At 47.8% G+C, this 20,234-nt stretch carries 16 protein-coding genes and 1 pseudogene; 13 read left to right on the top strand and 4 right to left on the bottom strand.

The window, feature by feature from the left end:
* Positions 1 to 137 precede the first annotated feature (137 nt).
* Positions 138 to 2,240, bottom strand: coding sequence for an iron uptake porin (locus QUB35_RS29135; RefSeq protein ID WP_333145125.1), 2,103 nt, complete (start codon positions 2,238 to 2,240; stop codon positions 138 to 140).
* A gap of 1,120 nt (positions 2,241 to 3,360) precedes the next feature.
* Here QUB35_RS29135 and QUB35_RS29130 point away from each other — a divergent pair.
* The 3 genes and pseudogenes from QUB35_RS29130 to QUB35_RS29120 all read left to right on the top strand — a co-directional run bounded on the left by QUB35_RS29130 (position 3,361) and on the right by QUB35_RS29120 (position 4,764).
* The gene (locus QUB35_RS29130; protein ID WP_333145123.1) at positions 3,361 to 3,585 is read left to right on the top strand and encodes a hypothetical protein; all 225 of its coding nucleotides are present in this window, start codon (positions 3,361 to 3,363) and stop codon (positions 3,583 to 3,585) included.
* 54 nt (positions 3,586 to 3,639) lie between these two features.
* The gene (locus QUB35_RS29125; protein WP_333145122.1) at positions 3,640 to 4,029 is read left to right on the top strand and encodes a hypothetical protein; all 390 of its coding nucleotides are present in this window, start codon (positions 3,640 to 3,642) and stop codon (positions 4,027 to 4,029) included.
* A gap of 28 nt (positions 4,030 to 4,057) precedes the next feature.
* A pseudogene (locus tag QUB35_RS29120) lies at positions 4,058 to 4,764 on the top strand (IS1 family transposase).
* Between the two features lie 67 nt (positions 4,765 to 4,831).
* On the opposite strand, the gene QUB35_RS29115 reads toward QUB35_RS29120, so the two are convergent.
* On the bottom strand, positions 4,832 to 6,919 hold the full coding sequence (locus QUB35_RS29115) for a hypothetical protein (protein ID WP_333145121.1): 2,088 nt from the start codon (positions 6,917 to 6,919) through the stop codon (positions 4,832 to 4,834).
* A 121-nt stretch (positions 6,920 to 7,040) separates the two neighbouring features.
* Here QUB35_RS29115 and QUB35_RS29110 point away from each other — a divergent pair, with 121 nt between their 5' ends.
* Both QUB35_RS29110 and QUB35_RS29105 read left to right on the top strand, forming a co-directional pair.
* Positions 7,041 to 7,382, top strand: a complete 342-nt coding sequence (locus QUB35_RS29110) for a hypothetical protein (RefSeq protein WP_333145119.1) — start codon at positions 7,041 to 7,043, stop codon at positions 7,380 to 7,382.
* Between the two features lie 102 nt (positions 7,383 to 7,484).
* A complete protein-coding gene (locus QUB35_RS29105) occupies positions 7,485 to 7,727 on the top strand; it encodes a hypothetical protein (RefSeq protein ID WP_333145118.1) in 243 nt (80 codons plus the stop codon).
* A 203-nt stretch (positions 7,728 to 7,930) separates the two neighbouring features.
* Here the strand turns inward: QUB35_RS29105 and QUB35_RS29100 are convergent, their stop codons facing one another.
* Positions 7,931 to 9,352: a CHAT domain-containing protein gene (locus QUB35_RS29100; RefSeq protein WP_333145117.1), complete on the bottom strand. Its 1,422-nt coding sequence runs from the start codon at positions 9,350 to 9,352 to the stop codon at positions 7,931 to 7,933.
* Between the two features lie 486 nt (positions 9,353 to 9,838).
* Here QUB35_RS29100 and QUB35_RS29095 point away from each other — a divergent pair, with 486 nt between their 5' ends.
* The 7 genes from QUB35_RS29095 to QUB35_RS29065 all read left to right on the top strand — a co-directional run bounded on the left by QUB35_RS29095 (position 9,839) and on the right by QUB35_RS29065 (position 18,446).
* Positions 9,839 to 10,093 (top strand): hypothetical protein, encoded by a 255-nt coding sequence (locus tag QUB35_RS29095; protein ID WP_333145116.1) that lies wholly within the window; start codon positions 9,839 to 9,841, stop codon positions 10,091 to 10,093.
* Positions 10,094 to 10,549: 456 nt separating this feature from the next.
* On the top strand, positions 10,550 to 12,502 hold the full coding sequence (locus QUB35_RS29090) for an FAD-dependent oxidoreductase (RefSeq protein ID WP_333145128.1): 1,953 nt from the start codon (positions 10,550 to 10,552) through the stop codon (positions 12,500 to 12,502).
* 299 nt (positions 12,503 to 12,801) lie between these two features.
* Positions 12,802 to 13,488, top strand: a complete 687-nt coding sequence (locus QUB35_RS29085) for a class I SAM-dependent methyltransferase (protein ID WP_333145115.1) — start codon at positions 12,802 to 12,804, stop codon at positions 13,486 to 13,488.
* Positions 13,488 to 14,558: an aromatic ring-hydroxylating dioxygenase subunit alpha gene (locus tag QUB35_RS29080; protein WP_333145113.1), complete on the top strand. Its 1,071-nt coding sequence runs from the start codon at positions 13,488 to 13,490 to the stop codon at positions 14,556 to 14,558. The genes QUB35_RS29085 and QUB35_RS29080 overlap by 1 nt, the downstream gene beginning before the upstream one ends.
* A 675-nt stretch (positions 14,559 to 15,233) precedes the next feature.
* Positions 15,234 to 15,368 (top strand): hypothetical protein, encoded by a 135-nt coding sequence (locus QUB35_RS29075; RefSeq protein ID WP_333145112.1) that lies wholly within the window; start codon positions 15,234 to 15,236, stop codon positions 15,366 to 15,368.
* Positions 15,369 to 15,455: 87 nt separating this feature from the next.
* Entirely contained in the window at positions 15,456 to 16,334 is an 879-nt protein-coding gene (locus tag QUB35_RS29070; RefSeq protein WP_333145111.1) for a sulfotransferase, read from the top strand.
* Positions 16,335 to 16,496: 162 nt separating this feature from the next.
* Positions 16,497 to 18,446 (top strand): Ig-like domain-containing protein, encoded by a 1,950-nt coding sequence (locus QUB35_RS29065; RefSeq protein WP_333145110.1) that lies wholly within the window; start codon positions 16,497 to 16,499, stop codon positions 18,444 to 18,446.
* A gap of 669 nt (positions 18,447 to 19,115) precedes the next feature.
* On the opposite strand, the gene QUB35_RS29060 is transcribed toward QUB35_RS29065, so the two are convergent.
* A complete protein-coding gene (locus QUB35_RS29060) occupies positions 19,116 to 19,589 on the bottom strand; it encodes a hypothetical protein (RefSeq protein WP_333145109.1) in 474 nt (157 codons plus the stop codon).
* Positions 19,590 to 19,765: 176 nt separating this feature from the next.
* Here QUB35_RS29060 and QUB35_RS29055 point away from each other — a divergent pair, with 176 nt between their 5' ends.
* Complete coding sequence (locus tag QUB35_RS29055; RefSeq protein ID WP_333145108.1) at positions 19,766 to 20,143, top strand: transcriptional regulator; 378 nt, start codon at positions 19,766 to 19,768, stop codon at positions 20,141 to 20,143.
* Positions 20,144 to 20,234: the final 91 nt, after the last annotated feature.

The raw sequence follows: 20,234 nt of genomic DNA, 5'->3' as shown, positions 1-20,234 counted from the left end.
CCGAAAAAACTTATATATAACTCTGCTTGAATATATCGATCACTCCTGTTCTTAGTTTGCGATCGATTATTCAGCAAGCCCTAAATAAAAGCGGCAGTCGCCTGCCGCTTTTAGCTGTAACTAGATGTCTGGAAACCTTAGAAACTAAAGGTTGTACGGAGGAGTCCGACCCAGATATCCTCGTTTCTGTTGTTGTGTTCGGGATTCAGAATCACGTAAACGCCCGGTGTCACCGAAATAAAGTCATTGACTTGGAAGCGATAGAAACCCTCTAAGTGATAAGAGGTGTTGCGGTTTCTGGCGACATCACTCTCGGTAACTTTTGGCGGTACACCGAAGACGAAGCCGAGGACGTTGCCTTGTCGGGCAAAATCTCCCAGGGCCACAGTGATAGCACCATTCTGGATGGTAGCGTCATTCTTGCCACCCCGCAGTTGTTCAGCCTTGGTATAACCGTACCAACCGCCAATCTGAAAGCGACTGCTGGGTTTGAAGTTAACTTGCACGCCAAAGTTATCTGATGCAGTGGGTGGTTGAAATCTGGGCTCGGTAGCAGTGGCTGGTCGATCGAATGGCTGGTTAGCCAAGGCACTGCCGACGCCGCCCATGAGGTTAACATCGCCTGCCCGATTGTATTTCCGGGTGTAAGTCAAGCCCAAGTCAAACGGTCTGCTAAAAAAGCCTATCTGACCCAGAGCGCTGAAAGAACCGTTGAAAACGCCCCTGCCGTTTGCGGGGTTGGGAGCGTCGCTGTCGCCAGCGAGATAGCCCGCAGTAGCTCGGAAGCTGCCCAAGTTGAAAGTCACACTTGCGCCTGCTCCCTGCGGGCCGCGGAATACTGCCGGGTTGCGTACTCCAAATCTGGAAAGTGAACCCGAACTCGTAGAGTTACCAAAGGTAGAAGCTTGGTCTGCAATTTCATCTAGGTCAAGTCCTTTAGGACCGACAAAGACTGTAGCGGCACCCATCGGGAACCGATAGTACACTTCGTCTAGTGTGAATTGGCTGCCATCATCGCCGTCAAAGGCCAAGCGAGCCATGTTGGTACCAGTAGCCGTGGCTCTATCGTAGCGGGCGGTGTTGACTGCTTGCAAGCGGGTTCTGAGTAAGTCTCGACCGGTGAAGCTGGTGTTGAAGTTCAACCGCACCCGGTAGCCGAAGTTGGTAGAGGTTTTGTCGTCGTGAAGGCCGACACCATCTCCGAAGGTGTCGCTGACGGCAAAAATGGCTTCTCCAGCCAATTTGGTTGTGGTGGAGAACTGGTTGGCTTCGAGTTCTGCGGTGCGAGCTTCTAGGCCGTCTACTCGTCCGCGCAGGGTAGCGAGTTCGGCTGCAAATTCTTCTTGCAGGCGTTGCAGGATGGCTAAGTCGTCTCGGGTAACCAAGTTACCTGTTGACCCAATTAGTTTGGTTATGTTGTCTAAGCAAGCGTTGACGCCGGCTGCAAATTCGTAGCGAGTCAGGGCGCGGTTGCCGCGGTAGGTGCCGTCGGGATAACCTACGATACAACTGTAGCGTTCGACTAGGGATTGCAGGGCTTGGAATGCCCAATCTGTCGGGCGCACGTCGGAGAGCTGAGAGACTGATGTCACCTGGGACATGGTTCCCGACTGTTGGGCCGGCAGCGCTTGGGGAGCGACAGGGACGATCGGACCGCCCATTCCGGCGGCTGGTGTCTGAGCAATTTCTACCTTAGTAGCTGGGGTAGTAGCTGGGGTAGTAGCTGGGGTGCTGGCTACTGCTGGCACTTCAATTTTCCCCGCAACTTCTGTCTGGCTGCTTTGCACTGCCAAGTCTGATGCTTGGGGAGCCGGTTCGGCTGTGCCTGCTGCTGCTAGGGGTTCAGTCGCTGCTGCCGCGCTGGCCGGAGCGATTGGGGCTGCTAACTCGATGTCGCTCCCTGTTGTTTGCAGTGTTGTTTGCAGTGCTGCTTCGCTGGTTTGTGGTTCGATTAAGGCGAGTTTTTCAGCGTCTGCTTCGTTGACGAGCGGGGTTTGGGCCGCTTCGACGCTGCTGTTTAAAGCCAGCTTTTCTGGGGCAGCAGGGGCTGCTGCAACTGGTTCTGCAACTATTTCTCCAACTATTTCTGCAATTTTTGACTCAGATGACTGAGCTGTAGCTACCTGGTTGGCTTCAGCGGTTGCGGTCACTTCTGCGGCGATCGCAGTGGCACTCATGACTGATGATAGCCCCAGAATTGCCGGGGATACTAGCAGTAAATTCCAAAAAGTTCTGTTCATTTTCCTCACACCTTCACACTCTATTCAACTCGACGAGCAGCAATTCCCAACTGCTAATTTTTGTGGTTGCTTGCCTGTTGACAATAACTGCCAAAATAGAACCTATCCATAACTGTTGATTCACCGTTGATTCACCGTTGATTCACCGTTGATTCACAGTAGGCGTGTCTACTTCTGCTTGAACGTAGCGGGCTGGGCCCTTGTACCGCCCAGGCATCAATTCAGGTCAAGCCCACATTACATTACGGTTGATTATACCATCACCTGCTAATTTCATCTGATACTTTTAATCCAGACAATCTCCGACAACCTGAGAGAATCCGAATATAGCACACTCATCAGACAAGTCCCAGAGCATGGTGGTATCTCACAAAGCTTTAAGGAAAATCCCTAAAGCGCTACTCAAACTGGGTGTTTTCTAACCACAGTTGGGGCAGTGAAAAATTTTAGAGCCACCTAACTTTTACGGCTCTCACCGTATTTTGCACAAATTTTGGAGGTGTATTCTTCACTGGTTTTGACCAACCTCGAACCGCAAGGATTACAGAGATGCTCTCAAGCGAAAGCTTGAGAGAAGTGAGAGAAAGTCCAAGTCATCATTACTGATGGTTTTATGCAGGCTACTTCAGTCTACACCAATTGTTATGAGTATTACCTAAAAGTCTAGGAAAATATCATCCTAGCAATTGCTCTCGATCGCCCGACTTGCTTGAGTTGCTCTGGGGGCGAGCGACAACTGGTTCTAGGGGTTCGACCACAATCTGCCTCTAACTGACAACTGCCCAGAGTTCTCGGTTACGCCAGACTTAACAGACAGTTATAGGTAGGATTGTGGCTGCGTGTCGCATCCCTTATACAGCTTTATATCCTATAATGTCAAGCTTTTTAACCTAACTTTAAACCTCGCGACCCGGCAGGGGCTATTTTCACGCCATGAGTGGGGAACTGAGACCTCAAGGCTGGTAGATTGACCCGATCGAAACCCAAGTTCAGGCTTGACCCATTTTGGTTTTTTGATGCCCGCTGCCGTCGGGACTTGCCAGGGCGATCGCCATTTTTGAGACTGCCCGTCGGCGGGTTTAATTTCCCGCTATTTTAACACAACTTTTTTGTTGTTTGAGTGCGGCTGCAGTTGGTGTTGCTTGACCCGGAAGCGCGCCGTCGAGCTCAGTTGTTTGACAGACCAACTATACCCAATATTCCTAGGGGTTTTAGCGATGTTTTTGTCTACGGGCGATCGCAGAAGTTTAGTGCTAAGCTGCTGGCTAAAATGCAAAAGTTGAAAATCGAGCTGCTTTCAGAACAAAAAACCGAAACGCTGTGGCTAGGCAAGTTAGTAAAATAGTGACGGTTTACGGAAGATTTTGGGGTTATTATTGCTTGCTGCGACCAAGATTATTTGTTTGCAAAGGGTTGCTGTGCTAGCATCCGATATTTCCTGGGAGATGTTCCCATCTGCCTGTTGATTGACGGTACGTTTTCCGTGACTCCCCTAGAAAAAGCTTACGGAGTGCGCGTCATTAATCACGATAGCGTCTCTGAGCCACTTCTGAGAAAAAGAAGCTTTGGTTGGGGAAAAAGTCATATGATTCCCTTTTGGGAAAGTCCTTGGCAAAATTTTCTCGTGATGGATGCAGATAGAATTGTTTGGCGAGATGTTCTCAAATTTGCTAATTCTCAAGACTTCGACTTTATTATTGACCAGCCTTGTAACGATTCCTCGGATGCGGATCTCACGGAATTTTTATTTAACATTCCGGGAGTCAAAAAGTATTTTCGGCGTTGCTGAGTTAGAGTATGAATAGGAGGAATAATTTATGCAATGCCCAGAATGTAAATCAACCCATATCCGTAAAAACGGCAAGAAGAAAGGAAAACCGAATCACATTTGTGTCCAATGTTGTCGTCAATTCATTAATCAGTATGAACCCCACCCTTGGTTATAGCGAGAGCATCAAACGTGATTGCCTAAAAATGTACGTCAATGGTATGGGTTTACGGGCGATAGAACGAGTTAAGGGAGTTCATCATACCGGGCGTAATAAATTGGGTAAAACCAGTCGGAAAACTGTTACCAGATGTTTATGACCCTGAAGTAATTCCAGAAGTTGGTGAACTCGATGAATTACAAACTTATGTAAAAAAAAACAAACAAAATCTGGTTGTGGACAGCGGTTGACCACTTTCAACCAGGAATTTTAGGATGGGTATTAGGGGATCGTGTGTGCTAAGACATTTGAACCATTATGGGACAAAGTAAGTGCATAGAAATGCTACTTTTCTGTAACTGATGGATGGTCTGTATATCCCATGTTTATTCCTGATGGGATCACATTATCAGTAAGACTTATATGACACTCCTTAGAAGGGGAAAATACAAGACTAAGACATCCGGATAGCCAGACTACATCGCAAGACTCTTTGTTATTCTAAATGTGAGAAAATGCTCAAGCATTCTATTAAGTTATTAATACATTACTTGAAATTTCACGATATTCCCATTCCTGGAGCATTCATACCTTGATTCAGCAACGCCGGATTTTTTAACCGCAGATGTTAGCGGATGAACGGGGATGCACGCGGATTTGGGCTTACCCTTCGAGGGGTAAAGTTGGCCCGGCTGGCGGTAAAACTTGGCGGTGAACGCTTATTTTGTGGCTTTCCCGCTGAGTTTGCATTTCGACGGCGATCGCCTCAAATTCGACTTCCATGCAGCCGTAGGGAATCTCTAACTCGACACTTGCTCTAACATTTCCAAACCCGTTAGCTTTAAATTCGGTAATCCAGCGCGGCCCGTCGAGAATCAGGTAGGTTTGCCGATCGTACACCCAAACTTTCACATAAATCCGGGGCATTAATTCCGGGAGTTGCACTTGCACTTTTACAGCCTGGCCCGCGATAATTTCGGCGCGTGGCAATTCCAAAATGGGCATCGGTACTAACTCGTCTTCTGGCAAAACGTAGGGAGTTGGGGGAGTTACTTCTGCGACGACAGTTGCGGTTTTTTGAGCAACTTGTTTCGGCTGCGGGGGCTCGTCAAAAACCACAAATTCTCTGGCTTCCGGGCTAGTAGATTTGGGATCGGAAATTGTTTCGCTGGTTTCGGGTTGCTGCTGGGTTGCGCTGCTTTCTTCCACAACGGCAATTTCGTCGCTGCTATTGGCGGCGGCTGTTGGAGTTGGTGACAGGGTGGTTGCTTTCAGCCAGTCGGGGGATTCGCCGTTGCTGGCTAGGGAACTCAGTCGCGACCAAAATCTATTTTGGACGTTTAAGGTTTGAAATGCCTGTTTTGTGGGTGCTGGCGGGGTTTCTGGGGCTGTTGTTTTTAATTCAGGGCTGTTTTCGGGTTTTTGGTCGATCGCTCCGATTTCGGCTGTTTGAGTGGGATTTGGGATGTCGGAGGGTTTGGTTTGTGGGTCGAGCGAGTCTGGGGCAGTTCGAGGCGAATCGGAGATTTCCGAGAGCAATTGCGATCGGCTGCTGTCGGGCAGTTTGTTACCGAATGCGGGCAATTCTAGACCGCCTACACTTGGGGTTTGACGCGAAGCCAGTAGAGGGGGTAGGGCTTCCTTGCTTGGGACTTCGGCGGGGGAGGGAGGGTCTAATGATTTTTCTACTAGCTTGAGGAAGGATAGATTTTTGGCGCTTCCAGGCTGTTTTGAGGCTGTTGGGGAGGGTTCGGCTTGATGCTTTTCTTCGAGGAAATTGTCTTTAATTTCCTCTAGAAGGTGCTCTAAACGGGCTGTAATTGTGAATAGTTTGGTGGCTAGGGTGACGCCGCCGCTGCTGAGAATTGCTTCTCCTAAAATGAGTCGGCTTTTGCACTCGGTTGGGATGTAGGTGACGCAAGCAAAGATGCAGGGGGGAACTTGTTCTGGCATCGGCTGCTGGATTTCTGCGAGAATTTTTGAGGTTTGGGGGTCACGCAGGTAAATTTGCAGTTGTGCTGAACCGATGAGTTGTTTGAGTTCTAGCGCTTCGGATTCGGGGATGAGAGTTGCTGTTTTTCTGCTTTGTTGGGGGTGTTGGGGAATGTCGATTTTGCCGGAAATGATTAAGGGGCGACCGAGTTGGGTGACGAAGGTTTCTCGATCGAGGAGGAGTTCGAGTTGGACGCCCGGTTTTGGTTCGGGGGTTTGGGGAATAGGAAATTGGTAGATTTTGGTCTGCTGGGGTGCTGAATCGGCTGCTGGGATTTGGGTAGGTGCGGGGCGATCGACCGATGCTGCGATTTGTGGGGCTGGGGGATCGACCGGTGCTGCAATTTGTGGGGCTACGGTGGAAGCAGCAGGTTCGATTTGGTCGATCGGCGGTAGGGGTTCGGAGGTTTCCGATTCTGCGGGCAATACTTCCAACTGAACGCCGTACTGCCAAGGTTTTAGTGGTGTTGATTTGGGATCTGGCAAGCAGGAGAGTTCCCACAGTCCGGGTTTGAGCCTGGTGTAGGGAATGATCACGACTAATCCTTCGGGGTTGGTGCGGGCCGATCGGCTTTGGACTTTCCGCTGCGCCCCTTGGTCGAAGGAGGTATGGGTAACGCGAATTTCGATGTCGGTGTTGGGGTGCTGAATGCGAGCAACCACGCGGTATTTACCTTCTAGAATTTCCACGTCGGAGGTTTCTAGGGGCAACCAGGCGCGATCGCCTTCTTTCTGTAGCAAAAATTCTAATTTTTTCATTGTTGTTTCCCCTTGAAGGCTCCCGCTCGATCGCAAGTTGGTGGTTTATTGAGCGACAGCTACAGATATTAAATTACTTTATGTTGTATAGCCTATCATCTGTCTCGGTCAAGAGCCCTGCTTGCGCGCTCCCGTAAAGTCTTCCTTGCGATCGTCGGTACAGCCTTGCACCGGACAAGGCAACGTCGTTTCCCTACGGATATTACGTACAATTATCGCGCAGTGCGATCGTCTCCCTGTCAGCGATCAACTTACCAAACATCTGGTAGCATCTCACATCAAAAATCTCATATCGATTGACGGCTGCCCCCCAAAGCGGCTACGCTGTGAAATTAAGGTTGCTTTGCTTGCAGAGGAAGCAGCCCGCGTCGCCCGAAAATCTAGTTGCACTGCCCAAAGCTGTTACCAGCAGCAATGGACAGCTAACCGCCAAACTGAGTACACCAGTATGGAGGCTAGTTGAGAATCGTAGCATTCTCTGTAGCCGCCCTGCTTGCGTTACCGTGCGGGGCGGCTGGGTTTTTGGGTTTTTCTAGAAAAAAACCAAAAACCAGGAGACCATATTATGTCACAGGAATTCTTGCCTGACGATAACTTGTCCGAGCGTCCAAATTCCGACTCAGCAGCATCCGAACAAGAAGTCGTGCAAATCACGGTTTTAGGTTCCCGCAAGGCCGTGTTAGAAACCATCCACACCTTATATCGGCTGGGATTTGCGGCTGTTGGCGATTGGAGTCCGCCACAGCGAGGCGCACAGCCGGGACAAGTGATAAGTGTCCTGATTCGCCGATCGTCGCGCAAAGCCTAGTCGAAATTGGGCGGGCCTCATAGGCGATAAGTCCAGGCGCATCTAAGTCGGGACTTATATCAATTCCGGTTGCATCGGAATTAATATCACCCGAAATCAGGATACGGCGAGTGCCTAAGTCCCTACAATAAATCTGGCGTAGGGAAACGGCACTGCCGTGTCCTCGCTGATCATTCCGGCGCAGCCGCCGGAATTGATATAACTTACCAAGGACTGCCGATAATGCTGAAAGCTGCCCAGTAGTAAGGATGGGATAAATCTTTGCTGTCGAGTTTGGGGATGGAGGGGGGCAAGGGAATGTCGCCTCGCGCACTTCGCAGTTGACCGCCTTCGATCGTCACTTTGCCTTCGATCGCAGCGATTTGTGCTTGCCGCATTGCTTCAGCTTTAATGATTGGAGGGTCGTTTGGCCTGCTGATTTTTAACTGCTGGTAAAACTCTGTCATCAAGGCGAGAGTCCCCGCATCGCTGACGTACCACAGGCTGGCGAGGGCTGATTTTGCTCCCGATTGCAGCGCTAAACCTGCAAATCCTAGTTCTGCTTCTTTGTCTCCCAAGGCGGTTCTACAGGCGCTTAATACTAATAGTTCGAGGGGCGGATTGTTCCATTTTAAATCTCTCATTTGATCGAGACCGAGTTGGGTGTCCCAAAATTGAATGTAGGAATTATTTGGGGTTCCAGGGCGGAATTCGGCGTGGGTGGCGAGGTGGATGATTCCGTATTTTTGTTGCAGTCGCTGGGATTGCAAGTTTACTATGGTGAAGTCTTGGTTGAGAAAGGATTGACCGGGCCACTGTCGGGCGATCGCACCTAGTTCTAACGGAACTGCTGGCAGAGGTTCTTTGTTCGCCGTTTCTGCGAAATCTGATGCTCCCATTGCTAGAACTTGCACGTTTCTGAGGTCGGTGTAATTGCTGTCTGTGAGTTTGAAGGCGGGGATGCGGGAGAGGCTGTATTTTTGGATCAGAAATTGCTTTCCGTCGTGCATTGCTGCTAGGGGTACGGTTCGCAAACCTGCGCCGACGCAGAACAGCAAGGTTTCAATTTTTGCTGTTTGCAAATCTGTTTCTAGGGGTGCAACTATCCATTTGTAGAGTTGTTGGGCTGGTGCTAGATAGCTGGTGGTGTTGAGTTTTACTGGGTTGGTGATTTCGCTGCCGAATTCTTTGACTACTGAGAGCAGTTTCTCTTGTTTGGCTTCGGGGACGCTGCGGAGAATGGGCGGGCGATCGGGCAATATTAAGATTAATTCTAGTTGGTCAGTGCGCGGGATGGCGTAAATTAAAGCTGGTTTTTTCTTTGTTTGAACTGCTAGACGGGAGAGAGTTTTTGATATTGCTTCAGCGGTTTTCGCACGGGCTGCAAAGTCTTGTTCAAAGTATTTTTGATAGTCTTCTTCCCAGTTTTGTTCGATTCTGGTTACGGCTTCGGTGAGGTTGCCCCGATCGAGCAAATTTCTCATTTCTTGCCCGCCCGGCCCGCCCTGGGCTGTGTTTTGGGCAATTGTAGCGAGGTTCGCGGTGCTCCAGCAGAAAAATATTGCTATCAAACAGTAAAAAATAGCTTTTTTAATTTTTTTCTGAGTCGTGTGTTTTTGGCGTTGCTGCTGGGATTGGTAGTGCATGATTTTGGGGCGGTTAAGGGCGCCGTTGGCGGCAGCAGTTGGCAAAAGTTTGGATGTGGCTGGGTATTTTGACCGAAAGCATCCAGGATACCCGCCACGTGATTCATCCGTCCAGAAATAAAAAACCTGTATCCGATGAAACTTGCCGAACGTATTTATCCGTGGGGTCAATTCTAAAATCTAAAATCTAAAATCTAAAATCTAAAATCTAAAATCTAAAATCGATTGACTGTGCTGGCGATCGCCGCACGATTTTAGCATTCAATACCAACCCCAAATATCTACCCTAGGGTGTGGATATTAGCACCAACAGAGTCCCCGCACCCAGAAATTCGCGATTTATATAAATTTTTGTAAATTATGCAGGGGTTTTGCATAAGCCGGACTTACGCAAAAACCCGGTTTCTTCACGTAGTAAGTCCTGTTTTTTACCTAGCAGCCAAGTACATTTAACTGAGAGGTTGCACCCTTCTCAATAATCCTTTTATGAACAGGCAAGATGCCTGTTCCACAAAAAATTCATCTTTTGTGGAACGGGCATCTTGCCCGTTCTTAAGAATGGTGCAAGATGTGAGTTTAACCGGCATTACCTCTACAGGCATCTTTGAATTTTTTCGACACATCCGCACTTCTCAGGTTGAATCGAGTTTTGTCTTGGTATTAAGTGAGGAATACCCTGCATCGATCGCCGATATATTGAGTTACCTCAGTAGATATATTCTCTGTATTTACTTATTTTAAAATAGTTAGGTTTTTTCGCGCCAACTTACTTAAAGCTCGACTGATTAATTGTTTGGCATCGGATATCTACGCGGTTATTTATTACAATTCGTCGAGACTGCCTTTGGCCTAAGATTTTGCCGAAAATCTCCTAGTTTTTTAGAATCATTGGCGGCGGTTGCCAAGAGTTGATCAACATAAATAAAAACACTTAATTATTTAGAGGATTTTACGCTATGCGGTCGATCGCTTTTTCCTTCTTTTTTCTGGTTTCTCTCCTAGATAACTGAAGCCTGCTTCCTTCCGCTATACATTGTGTGCGATCGAACTTGGCACGGTGCGTTAGCGAAGCCCTCGAAGAGGATCGCGATCCGATTGGGGGATGTGTCTTAGTATTTCTTCACATATCCTGATTTCGGTCTATGATATATGCCTTATGGCGTATTTGTGTTTAAAGCCCGTTACCGCGTACCGCTGATGAGTCAATCAACCAATTCACCGCTATCCCAACCAGTTTCTCGAAGAACCGCCCTCAAATTCCTCGGAGTCGGTGCCGCCGGCGGGCTGCTGGGCTACTCTCGATTTTCCAAGCCAGAGCCCGCCGTTTTTGTGCAAGATTCTCTTGACTTGCCGCGAATGCTGAATCAGCGCAAAACCGTTGCAGTTGTAGGCGCAGGCTTGGCGGGGCTCGCCTGTGCTTACGAGCTCAGTCAGCGGGGTTTCGCCGTGACGCTGCTGGAAAAATCGCCCCAACTCGGCGGCAAAATTGCTAGTTGGCCGATACAAGTCGGGAACGAAACTTTTATGATGGAACACGGTTTCCACGGTTTTTTTCCGCAATACTACAACCTCAAAAGTGTGGTTGAAGAACTAGAAATTACTGATAACTTTGTATCTTTAGAATCCTACGCCGTTGTGTTTCGAGACGGCAAATACAAACCCGAAGTTTTCCGTCCCAACCATTCAGCTTTCCCCTGGAATATAGTTGACTTGGGGATATCTTCTCCCAATCGGCTCAAGTGGGGAATCAATCTTACAAAACCCGCTCACTGGCAAGTATTCCGAGAAATCGGCGGTTTTCAAACTCAAAAAAGTTTCGATCGCCTCGACAATATATCAGTGGCCGACTGGGTAAAAGGTGAATTTCCGCGCGGACTTTATGACTTGTATTTTCTGCCATTTGCCAAGTCCAGCCTCAACGCTCCAGACGAATTGAGCGCGGGAGAATTAATGCAATTTTTCCACTTTTACTTTTTCGGAAATCCAGAGGGTTTGGCATTCAACGGTACGCGGCAAGATATGGGCACGAGTTTGGTGCAGCCTATTGCCAGAGCCATTGAAAGCAAAGGCGGCAAAGTATTGACAGATGTCGCAGTCAGTGAAATACGCTGGGAAAACGGCAAGATTAATTCTCTGAGTTATCAGTCAGGAGACGTGCAAAGTAAAATACCTTTTTGGGTGAAGCGAAACAGGCTGTTAACTGACAGCAACTCTACCGAATATTTCGGCGCTGGGGACAGCGTATTTGCCGCCGCACCGTCGGGAAAAGAGGCAATTTCTCTGAGCTGCACTCACCAAGGCTGCACAGTTCAGAAACAAAATGACGGTCAATTTCACTGTCCTTGTCACGGGGCAGTTTTTGATGCCGAAGGGCGGGTTGTGAGCGGGCCTGCTCAGCGGGATTTGCCTCGATTTAAGGTAGTCGATGAAAAAGCAGATGAAATACAGTTAGCAGCAGCGGTTAACCCATCGCAGCCGCAAAATTTGGGAGAAACATTGAAGGCTGATTATTATGTTTTGGCGGCAGATGTTCCGGGAATGCACCATTTGTTTAGTTTGGCAAGCGGTGAGGTGAATCCCCAGGTGCAGAGTCGGATCGAGAGTTTGAAAATAGCCGATCCGTTTGCGGTGGGTCGTTTTTGGTTCGATCGCGAATTTCCCTGGGAGCACAGCAATTTCAGTTCGCTTTCCGGCTACAAACTGACTGACAGCATTACGCTTTACCACAAAATTCAGGATCAGTTCATCGAGTGGAATCAGAAAACTGGCGGTAGTGTAGTGGAACTGCACGCTTATTGTTACAAGGAGAAGGAATTTCCAAACCAGGAAGTTTTGCTGGCTACTTTTGAGCAAGAATTGTACGAAATTGTACCGGAATTAAAAGAGGCAAATATGCTGCACCGGGAATTGGTAAATCAAAAGAATTTCTCTGGATATCCCCCCGGTAGCTATGCGGAAAGACCAGAAACTTGCTGCGCTGTTCCGAATCTTTTGTTTGCGGGAGATTGGGTGAAAATGCCATTTCCATGCGGTTTAATGGAAAGGGCAGTGAGCAGCGGTTTGTTGGCAGCTAATGCTATTTTATCTCAGGAGGGTTTGCAGAGGCGATCGCTCTTGACGGTGAATCCCGAAGGCGTGTTAAAAATCTAAGGTTTGCAGCGGGGCGGGCTTTATAAATCGTCAATTATCGGCTGGTATCCTCGGTGAATCCCGCCCCCAGCCATACCAGTTGAGATTTGAGATTTGAGATTTGAAGGAATAGGAATGACTGACTCAAGAAGGGTTTGGAGGTATCCTAAAGTTGGATTCTTTTTTTAAGATGAGTTACGGTTTGCGGGGGTGGTTTCGCTGAGGGGAAAAGGCAGAGCTTGCGAACAAAAAAAATATCTGCGTTAAGCGGGGTGGATATGCGGTTAAAATATTATTGAATGAGTATAAAGCAATAATAAATGCTAAATAGTAACTGCAAACTTCGCAATAAATCTGTAACTTTTGATGCTTTTGCAACAGAATACGATTTCGCCGCCACCTTGCAAAACCAGAACGATTTCTTTACTAACAACCTATCGGTCAGCAAAGGTGCAGCATTAGATATTGGCTGCGGTTCGGGAATTCTTGCTTTTGAATTAGCCCAGTATTACGAGAATGTGGTCGCCGTCGATTTGTCAACAAAAATGCTAGATATAGCCCGTCAAAAACGCTCAGCCCCCAATATCGAATATATCCAAATGGATGCCAGTCAATTAGCGCTCGATCGCCAATTTGATTTAATAGTTAGTGCTGCTACTTTTCACCACCTGCCCAACCTCCCCGCCGCCCTCGACGCAATTAAAAAATTGTTAAATCCGCGCGGAAAAATCGTCTTTATAGATAATATATCGGAAGTCGAGACTCCGGCTACAATAGGCTACATATTAGGTGCTACGAGAGATTTTAGACTCGACTGTTCCACCTACGGATTTCGCAATGCTTTAAGATTATTAAAATTTCGATTGTCGCCTGGGTGGTTGAAGCATTTAGCTAGCGATAGGTATTTGTCAGAACGGAGATTTAGAAAAATTTACGGTCGTTGCTTTCCCGGCTGTTATTTTGTAAAATTGGGTTGTTTTATGGGCGTAATTTGGGAACATTTGTAATGCAAAACAACGCGATAAAATCGGTATCTGCAAGGGAACAAAAAACTCACATCCGCGAGTTGGGCATTAATCTCGATCGCTGGTATGCGATCGCCCGCAGCAGCGAGGTGGAAACTGGGCCGCTAGCTGCGAAAATCTGGAATCGGGCGATCGTACTTTTCCGCGACAGTGCAGGCAAAATCAACGCTTTAGAAGATAGATGTCCGCATCGGCAAGTTAAACTTAGCCACGGCAAAGTTAAAGGCGATTTAATCGAATGTGCTTACCACGGATGGCGGTTAAATGCAAGGGGAGAATGCGCCGAAGTCGATTATTTAGCAGAAAATCAAAAGCTACCTAACTGCAAAATTCGCTCCTATCCTGTCAAGGAACAAAACGGTTTTATCTGGCTGTTTCCCGGCGACGAAACCCAAACAGAAAAAACTAATTTACTGGATTTGCCAGAGTGGGAACATCTCAATTATATTGCCACAGTTTCAGTCATCGACTGTCAGGCACACTATTCATTTTTAATTGAAAACTTGATGGATATGTACCACGGACACTTGCACGATGATTGGCAAGCTTGGGCAAATCCGGTGTTAGATACTTTAGAAGAAAACGAGCATCAAGTAACTGCTCGCTATCAGGCACAAAGTTATTACAAAATAGATAAAATTTGGTCAATTTCTCAGTTATTTTTTAAGTCTTTGCGCCGACTGCACCCGGAACCGCTGGAGGTGAGCTATATTTACCCGCACTGGGTTTCAACTTTGGGGAGCGACTTTAAGATTTACTGCTTGGTTTGTCCGGTTAGCGAGACAGCAACTCGCGCTTATTTAATTCACTTTACCTCATTAAATGCGTTTTGGCGGCTGCACAAATTGCCGATTTGGTTTCGCAGGTTTATCAAAGATAGTTGTTTCGGGGCTGCTCAAAAGTTATTAGATGGTTTGGTGCGGCAGGATGTGGTAATGATTGAGGAAGAACAGCAGGCTTTTTTGCAGAATTCAGAAAGAAAAAATTATGAATTAAATCGAGCTTTAGCCAGCGTGCAAAAGTTGATGAGAAGTCAGGCAGAAAATGGATAATTCAATAGCCGATTGAAACCGGCAGCGGGACGAATGAACCAGCCTGCACAGGCTAGGGCGTGTTTTCTTGCCTCGTTGTATCCTAAAAAATAGGCGATCGCAAGCTGTTAACGCTCATCAACCCTTCGAGACTTAAGCAACGAACAGTGCGATTCGTTAAAACCGCTACTTCCGCCACCGAAACCCCGAACAGGTAAACCGGATTTAAAGTCAAGGAACGATGCGATCGTTCCTTGACTTTAAATGTAAAGTTTTGTATTAATTTTTAACACTTCTGAGGGGAGGGAATAGTTGACTCTGGTCTATCCCCCTGCTAAGCTAGAAAAAATTTTTCCGCTGACATCTATCTGAATAGATAATATTGAGGGGTATAGTTAACAGGGAAAATCACCCCTTTGGCAGATGCAAGTTACACTCAGGAGAATCCTAATGATGAGTCGTTAAAAACTCCATATTTGCTCAGGGCTGCTACATTCAGGCTCAAATTTACTGGCTGCTTTGCTTGAGCCAAACCCTTGCTTCTACGGTGGGAGAGCATCTCCACTTCGTTTTTTTGTGAAGCGAATGCTAAAAGCCAGCAGCGGAAACAACAAACACTCTTTTTTATTTACACGACTCTGACCGCATCCAATTTCGTCACGGTTTAGAGACTGCTACTTGGGTGAGGGCGGGTGCGTGTCGGGAGTTCATCGGTTGGTTTACGGATTTAATCCCCATACCCGCCCACTGCCAATGTGCGATCGCCTCCTTTACTCCTATGCCGCCAAAGCCGAAAACTCAAAAACCGGGCTGGCGCGATCGCTAACTTGATTAGGACTGACCCAACAGGCACATAGAGTCGGGTGCGCGAATAGTCGGAAATCCTAATGATCTCGATCTATAACCAAGACTAAACCCATGTCTCCCAAAATCCATTTTATTTCCGGACTGCCTCGTTCCGGCTCTACCTTACTCGCGGCCTTATTACGGCAAAATCCCCGCTTTCACGCCAGCATGAGTACCCCTGTCGGTAGTTTGGTGAACCGAATGCTGGAAGCGATGAGTGAAGACAATGAATATTCTGTCTTCATCAGCCCAGAACAAAAAAGAGCGATGATTTCGGGTATTTTTTCGGCCTATTACCAGCCCCAAGCCGAAAAAGCCGTCATCTTCGACACTAATCGCCTCTGGTGCAGCAAATTGTCCTTAATTAAAGAACTATTTCCCGGCGCAAAGGTGATTTGTTGCGTCCGCAATGTCGCCTGGATTATGGACAGCATCGAACGGCTAGTCAGAAAAAACTCCTTTGATGTTTCCCAGTTATTTAATAATCCCACCGAACGCGCCACCGTCTACACCCGCACTGAAGCATTAAGTCAAGGGGGACGCTTAGTAGGCTTTGCTTATAACGCTCTCAAAGAAGCTTTTTATAGCGAAGATAGTGAGCGGCTATTATTAGTCGATTACGACTTATTAGCCCAAAATCCTGAGAAAGTATTGAGCTTAATTTATCAATTCTTAGAAGAAGAGCCGTTCCAACATGATTTTGAAAATGTCCAATATGACGAACCAGAATTTGACAACCGACTCAACCTGAAAGGACTGCACAAAGTCCGTTCCAAAGTCGAGTTGCAACAACGCCAAACGATTTTACCACCGGATTTATTTATCCAGTTTAATGGTTTGTCTTTTTGGACAACGCCTAGCAATAGTTTGGCAAATCTGATTGTTGCTCAGCCTAAAGAAGCAACAATTAATTCCGAAAAACCACCAGGAGAAGGAGTGTTAAAAACCTGAATAAAAATTTTCCATTCGGATTCTAACTCCAACGCCCTTTTTGATTGGTAGAGACGGATTTAGCAGACAACCTCTCTGTTGAACAAACCATCTCTCGGCAAAATCCACCCCGACAAGGGAAAACAGTTTAACTCATTTCACTGACACAAAAGGAAGAAAACAATGTCTAATTTAATCGTTAACCAAACTACTGATAACGGTCTTGGCGATACCGCAGGTACTCTGAGTTGGGCAATTCTCCAAGCCAATCAACTGGCAGGAGATGACACGATTACTCTAAATAACGATGTCCGCATTGCTGGGGTAATGAAAACCCTAGTGAACAGCAATATCAATATTGTGGGTAACAACCACAGTATTAGCGGCGATGCAAATAATAACGGCATCAACGACAGCGGCGACGTGCGCTCCTTGTTCATCCTGTCGGGAAATGTGAATATTGCTGACTTGACAATCACCAATGGACGGGCCGAAGGCGGAGATAGTAGACAAGGCGGCGGTGGTGCTGGACTGGGCGGCGGCTTATTCATCTATGGTGGCAATGTCTCTTTGACGAATGTCGCCTTCAGTAATAACGCAGCACAAGGCGGCAGTAGCGGTGTCAGCGGACTGGGTAAAGGCGGCGGCGGACTATTTGGCAATGGTGGCGGCGGCGGCGGCGGCGGACTGTTTGCCGATAGCACTGACAACAATGGCGGCTATGGAGGCAATGGCAACTACGGTGGCAGCAGCAACGGCGGCTTCGGCGGTGGCGGACAGTATCAAAGCTCTAGTAGCGGCCCTGGTGGCTTCGGTGGAGGAGGAGGTGGTGGTGTCTATGGCGACAGGGGTTTTAATGGCGGCTTCGGCGGTGGCGGCGGCTACGGCTTCTATGGTCAAGGGAAGGGGGGTTATGGAGGCGGCGGCAGCTACGCACAGGGAGGCTTCGGCGGCGGCAACGGCGGTCAATTTGGTGGCGGTGGCGGTGCTGGACTGGGGGGTGGTATCTTTGTCCGCAGTGGTTCTTTAACCCTCAACAACACCAGCTTTACCAACAACACGGCTACAGGTGGCACGGGGGATAGCCCAGGTCAGGGCTTGGGTGGGGGGATTTTTATCATGCAGTCCACCACCAATACCAACGGTAATACCCAGGGAATGCCGACTACCCTTGGCCTCGTCAATTTTACGGGTTCGTCTACCTTCAGCGGCAACAGTGCGGCGAATGATGCGGCAACAGCAACTAATAATGATGATGTTTACGGTACACAAATACCTGCTACTCCTACTAACCAAGCCCCCGTTGCCACTGCCGACAGCCTTACCACGGCTCAAAATACACCTCTGACTATTGCTACCAGCACCCTCATCGCCAATGATACTGATGTAGATAATCCTGCCTCGGATTTGCGGATTACTGCTATTAGCGGCGCTGTCGGTGGAACTGCCAGCCTCAATAACAATGGCACTGCCACCAACTTTAGCGATGACTTTATTGTCTTTAGCCCCAACAATAGTTTCACAGGCAATGCCAGCTTTAACTATACCCTCAGCGATGGCAGTCTCACCAGTAATGGCGCTGTGACGGTAGCCGTGGCTTCCGTTGCGGGACTCAATCTCAACAGCGGTAACGGCAATGATGTCCTCAACGGTAACGCCGGGAATGACTACCTCAACGGTGGCAATGGTCAAGACACCCTCAACGGTTTTGCCGGCAATGATACTTTAGTGGGTAGCACTGGTGTGGATGTCCTCAACGGTGGTGATGGTGATGACTTGCTGCTAGGAGATGATATCAATATTGGTGCTGGCGGTGATGATATTCTCAACGGCGGTGCAGGTAACGATATCCTCAATGGTGGCAAAGGTGCCGATCAACTGCGCGGCGGTACTGGGAATGACTTCTTAATAGGTGGTTTGGGTCCGGACACCTTTATTTTCGCGCCTGGGGAAGGCACCGATACGATTACTGACTTCAAGTTGGGTAGCGACCAAATCGGTCTGACTGGCGGTTTGACCTTTGGTCAATTGTCGTTCTCCGGCAGTGAGATTCGTGTGGGTAGTGAAGTTTTAGCCGTCCTGACTGGGGTGAATACTAATACTCTGACTGCCTCCAATTTCCTCGCAGTCTAGAACCGCGCACCGACTGAGTGCGACGGGTCAGCAGCGCTTGTGGCTGACCCGTCCCCGCGCTAATTTTTGCCTCGACTCAGACTTGATCAATTCAAGGCCAAACATCTCTCATGAAAAGCTCAAATCCCGCTACGAATCAAACCAGTTGAAAGTGAGATGAAATCAAGGCAGCTCAGGCGAACCCAGAGCTTGCCTTTTCCTCGGATAGGCTGCCTTAAACCTAATACCGGAATCGCCGGAATCAAGCCTTTTTAACAATCGATTCTCATCGATATATACCTAGCGGCAATCGCGCCATTGAGAAGAAGGCAGAGAATCTCAAAACACGTCCACTAATATAACCAAAGTGCATCAAAGGACAACTCAACTCAATCAATGAGCCGTGCATCAAAATAACGCTTGAGAATGCACCGATGCTGCAATTTTTCAGCCGTCAATCGATTTTAGATTTTAGATTTTAGATTTTAGAGGCGACCCCACGGATAAATGCGGGGGCTTGAGGATTTTCGATTTTCGATTTTGGATTGATTCACGGATAAATCACGTGGCGGGTACCATCAAGAAATTCTTGGTCATTTGCGCCCGTATTTAAGTTACTCCTCCGAGTCCAGGTATTCCCTAAAATGTAGGGCTGCCGTCAAAAAAATCTAAATTCCGCCAGCACAAACTTTACTTTTTAGGTTGCTGCTTCTGGTAAACGCTGATAACTTTATCGGCATAAGTAGCAGTTGCCCCACTTTTGCAAGCTGCGGAGTCACCTGTCATCCACCAGCAAGCGGCGCGGCGTACAGCGGTTAATTCATTGTTGCTGCTAGCTTTGTATTCGTCGCGCAGCAAATCGCCCACGATACAGGTAACAATTGATTTGGCTTTTGTCGCGTCGGCCTCAAATTGTTGCGGTGTTAAATCTTGTTTGGTACAGAATTTTGCCCAGCGGGAAATATTGTTCGGTAAAACTTGCCACTGACTGTACATTCCGTCATTTGCGGCTTGTGGCGGGGCGGCTTGTCGCAGCGCTTCTACAAGGGCGGAAACTTGCGCGTCGGTGACTGATTGCGCTGCTGCTGGAAGTGATTGCAATCCGAGGCTAATTATCAGGCTGCCGAATAGTAGATTGGTTTTTGCGATCGATTTAAAATTCATTCACAATGCCCTGTTTGATTTAAACTTTGTTTCCTCAAACAAGGTTTACTATTTTGTCGCTGGAATACCTCTATCTTAAGTATGATTTGCTTGTTGAATGGACTGTCGATCGCACTTACGAGAGAAATTGCCGATCGACTGCGATAAAATTATAGAAGTACAACCCGCGAAATTCAATGAAAATGCCTACCAGCGATAGCTACCGCGAGTCCCTAATTGAATCTCTCAAAGATGCCGAACACGCTGCTGGTTTTATCGGGGCTATCTTAGAAGAAAAAGACCCTGAACCCGCACTCCTGAGAAATGCCATCAGAAAGGTAATTGAGGCTAAAATCAGGATGAATGCTCTTTCTGATTCAGCAAAAGAACATCACGAAAAACTCGATAATATCCTGACTGAAAGCGGCGGTTCGGAAATTTACAGTTTGGTAGAATTGCTCGAAGCGTTAGGATTTAAACTAGAAATTACTGTCGCAGATACTGAGTTGCCCGCTGACTCGGAATCAACGCAGATTGAGGAATCGGAATTATCGCCCGAACCAGCTAATTTCTAGCAGATTGTAGCCTTATTTCGATCGCAGTAAAGGTTAATCTAGATTATTGGTTGTGTGGGGGCGGGTTTATATAAATTGTTTGCGGGTATTA

The organism is Microcoleus sp. B13-B6, from assembly GCF_036705405.1.
GTDB lineage: Bacteria > Cyanobacteriota > Cyanobacteriia > Cyanobacteriales > Microcoleaceae > Microcoleus.
This window is presented reverse-complemented; position numbering and strand designations above follow the sequence as displayed.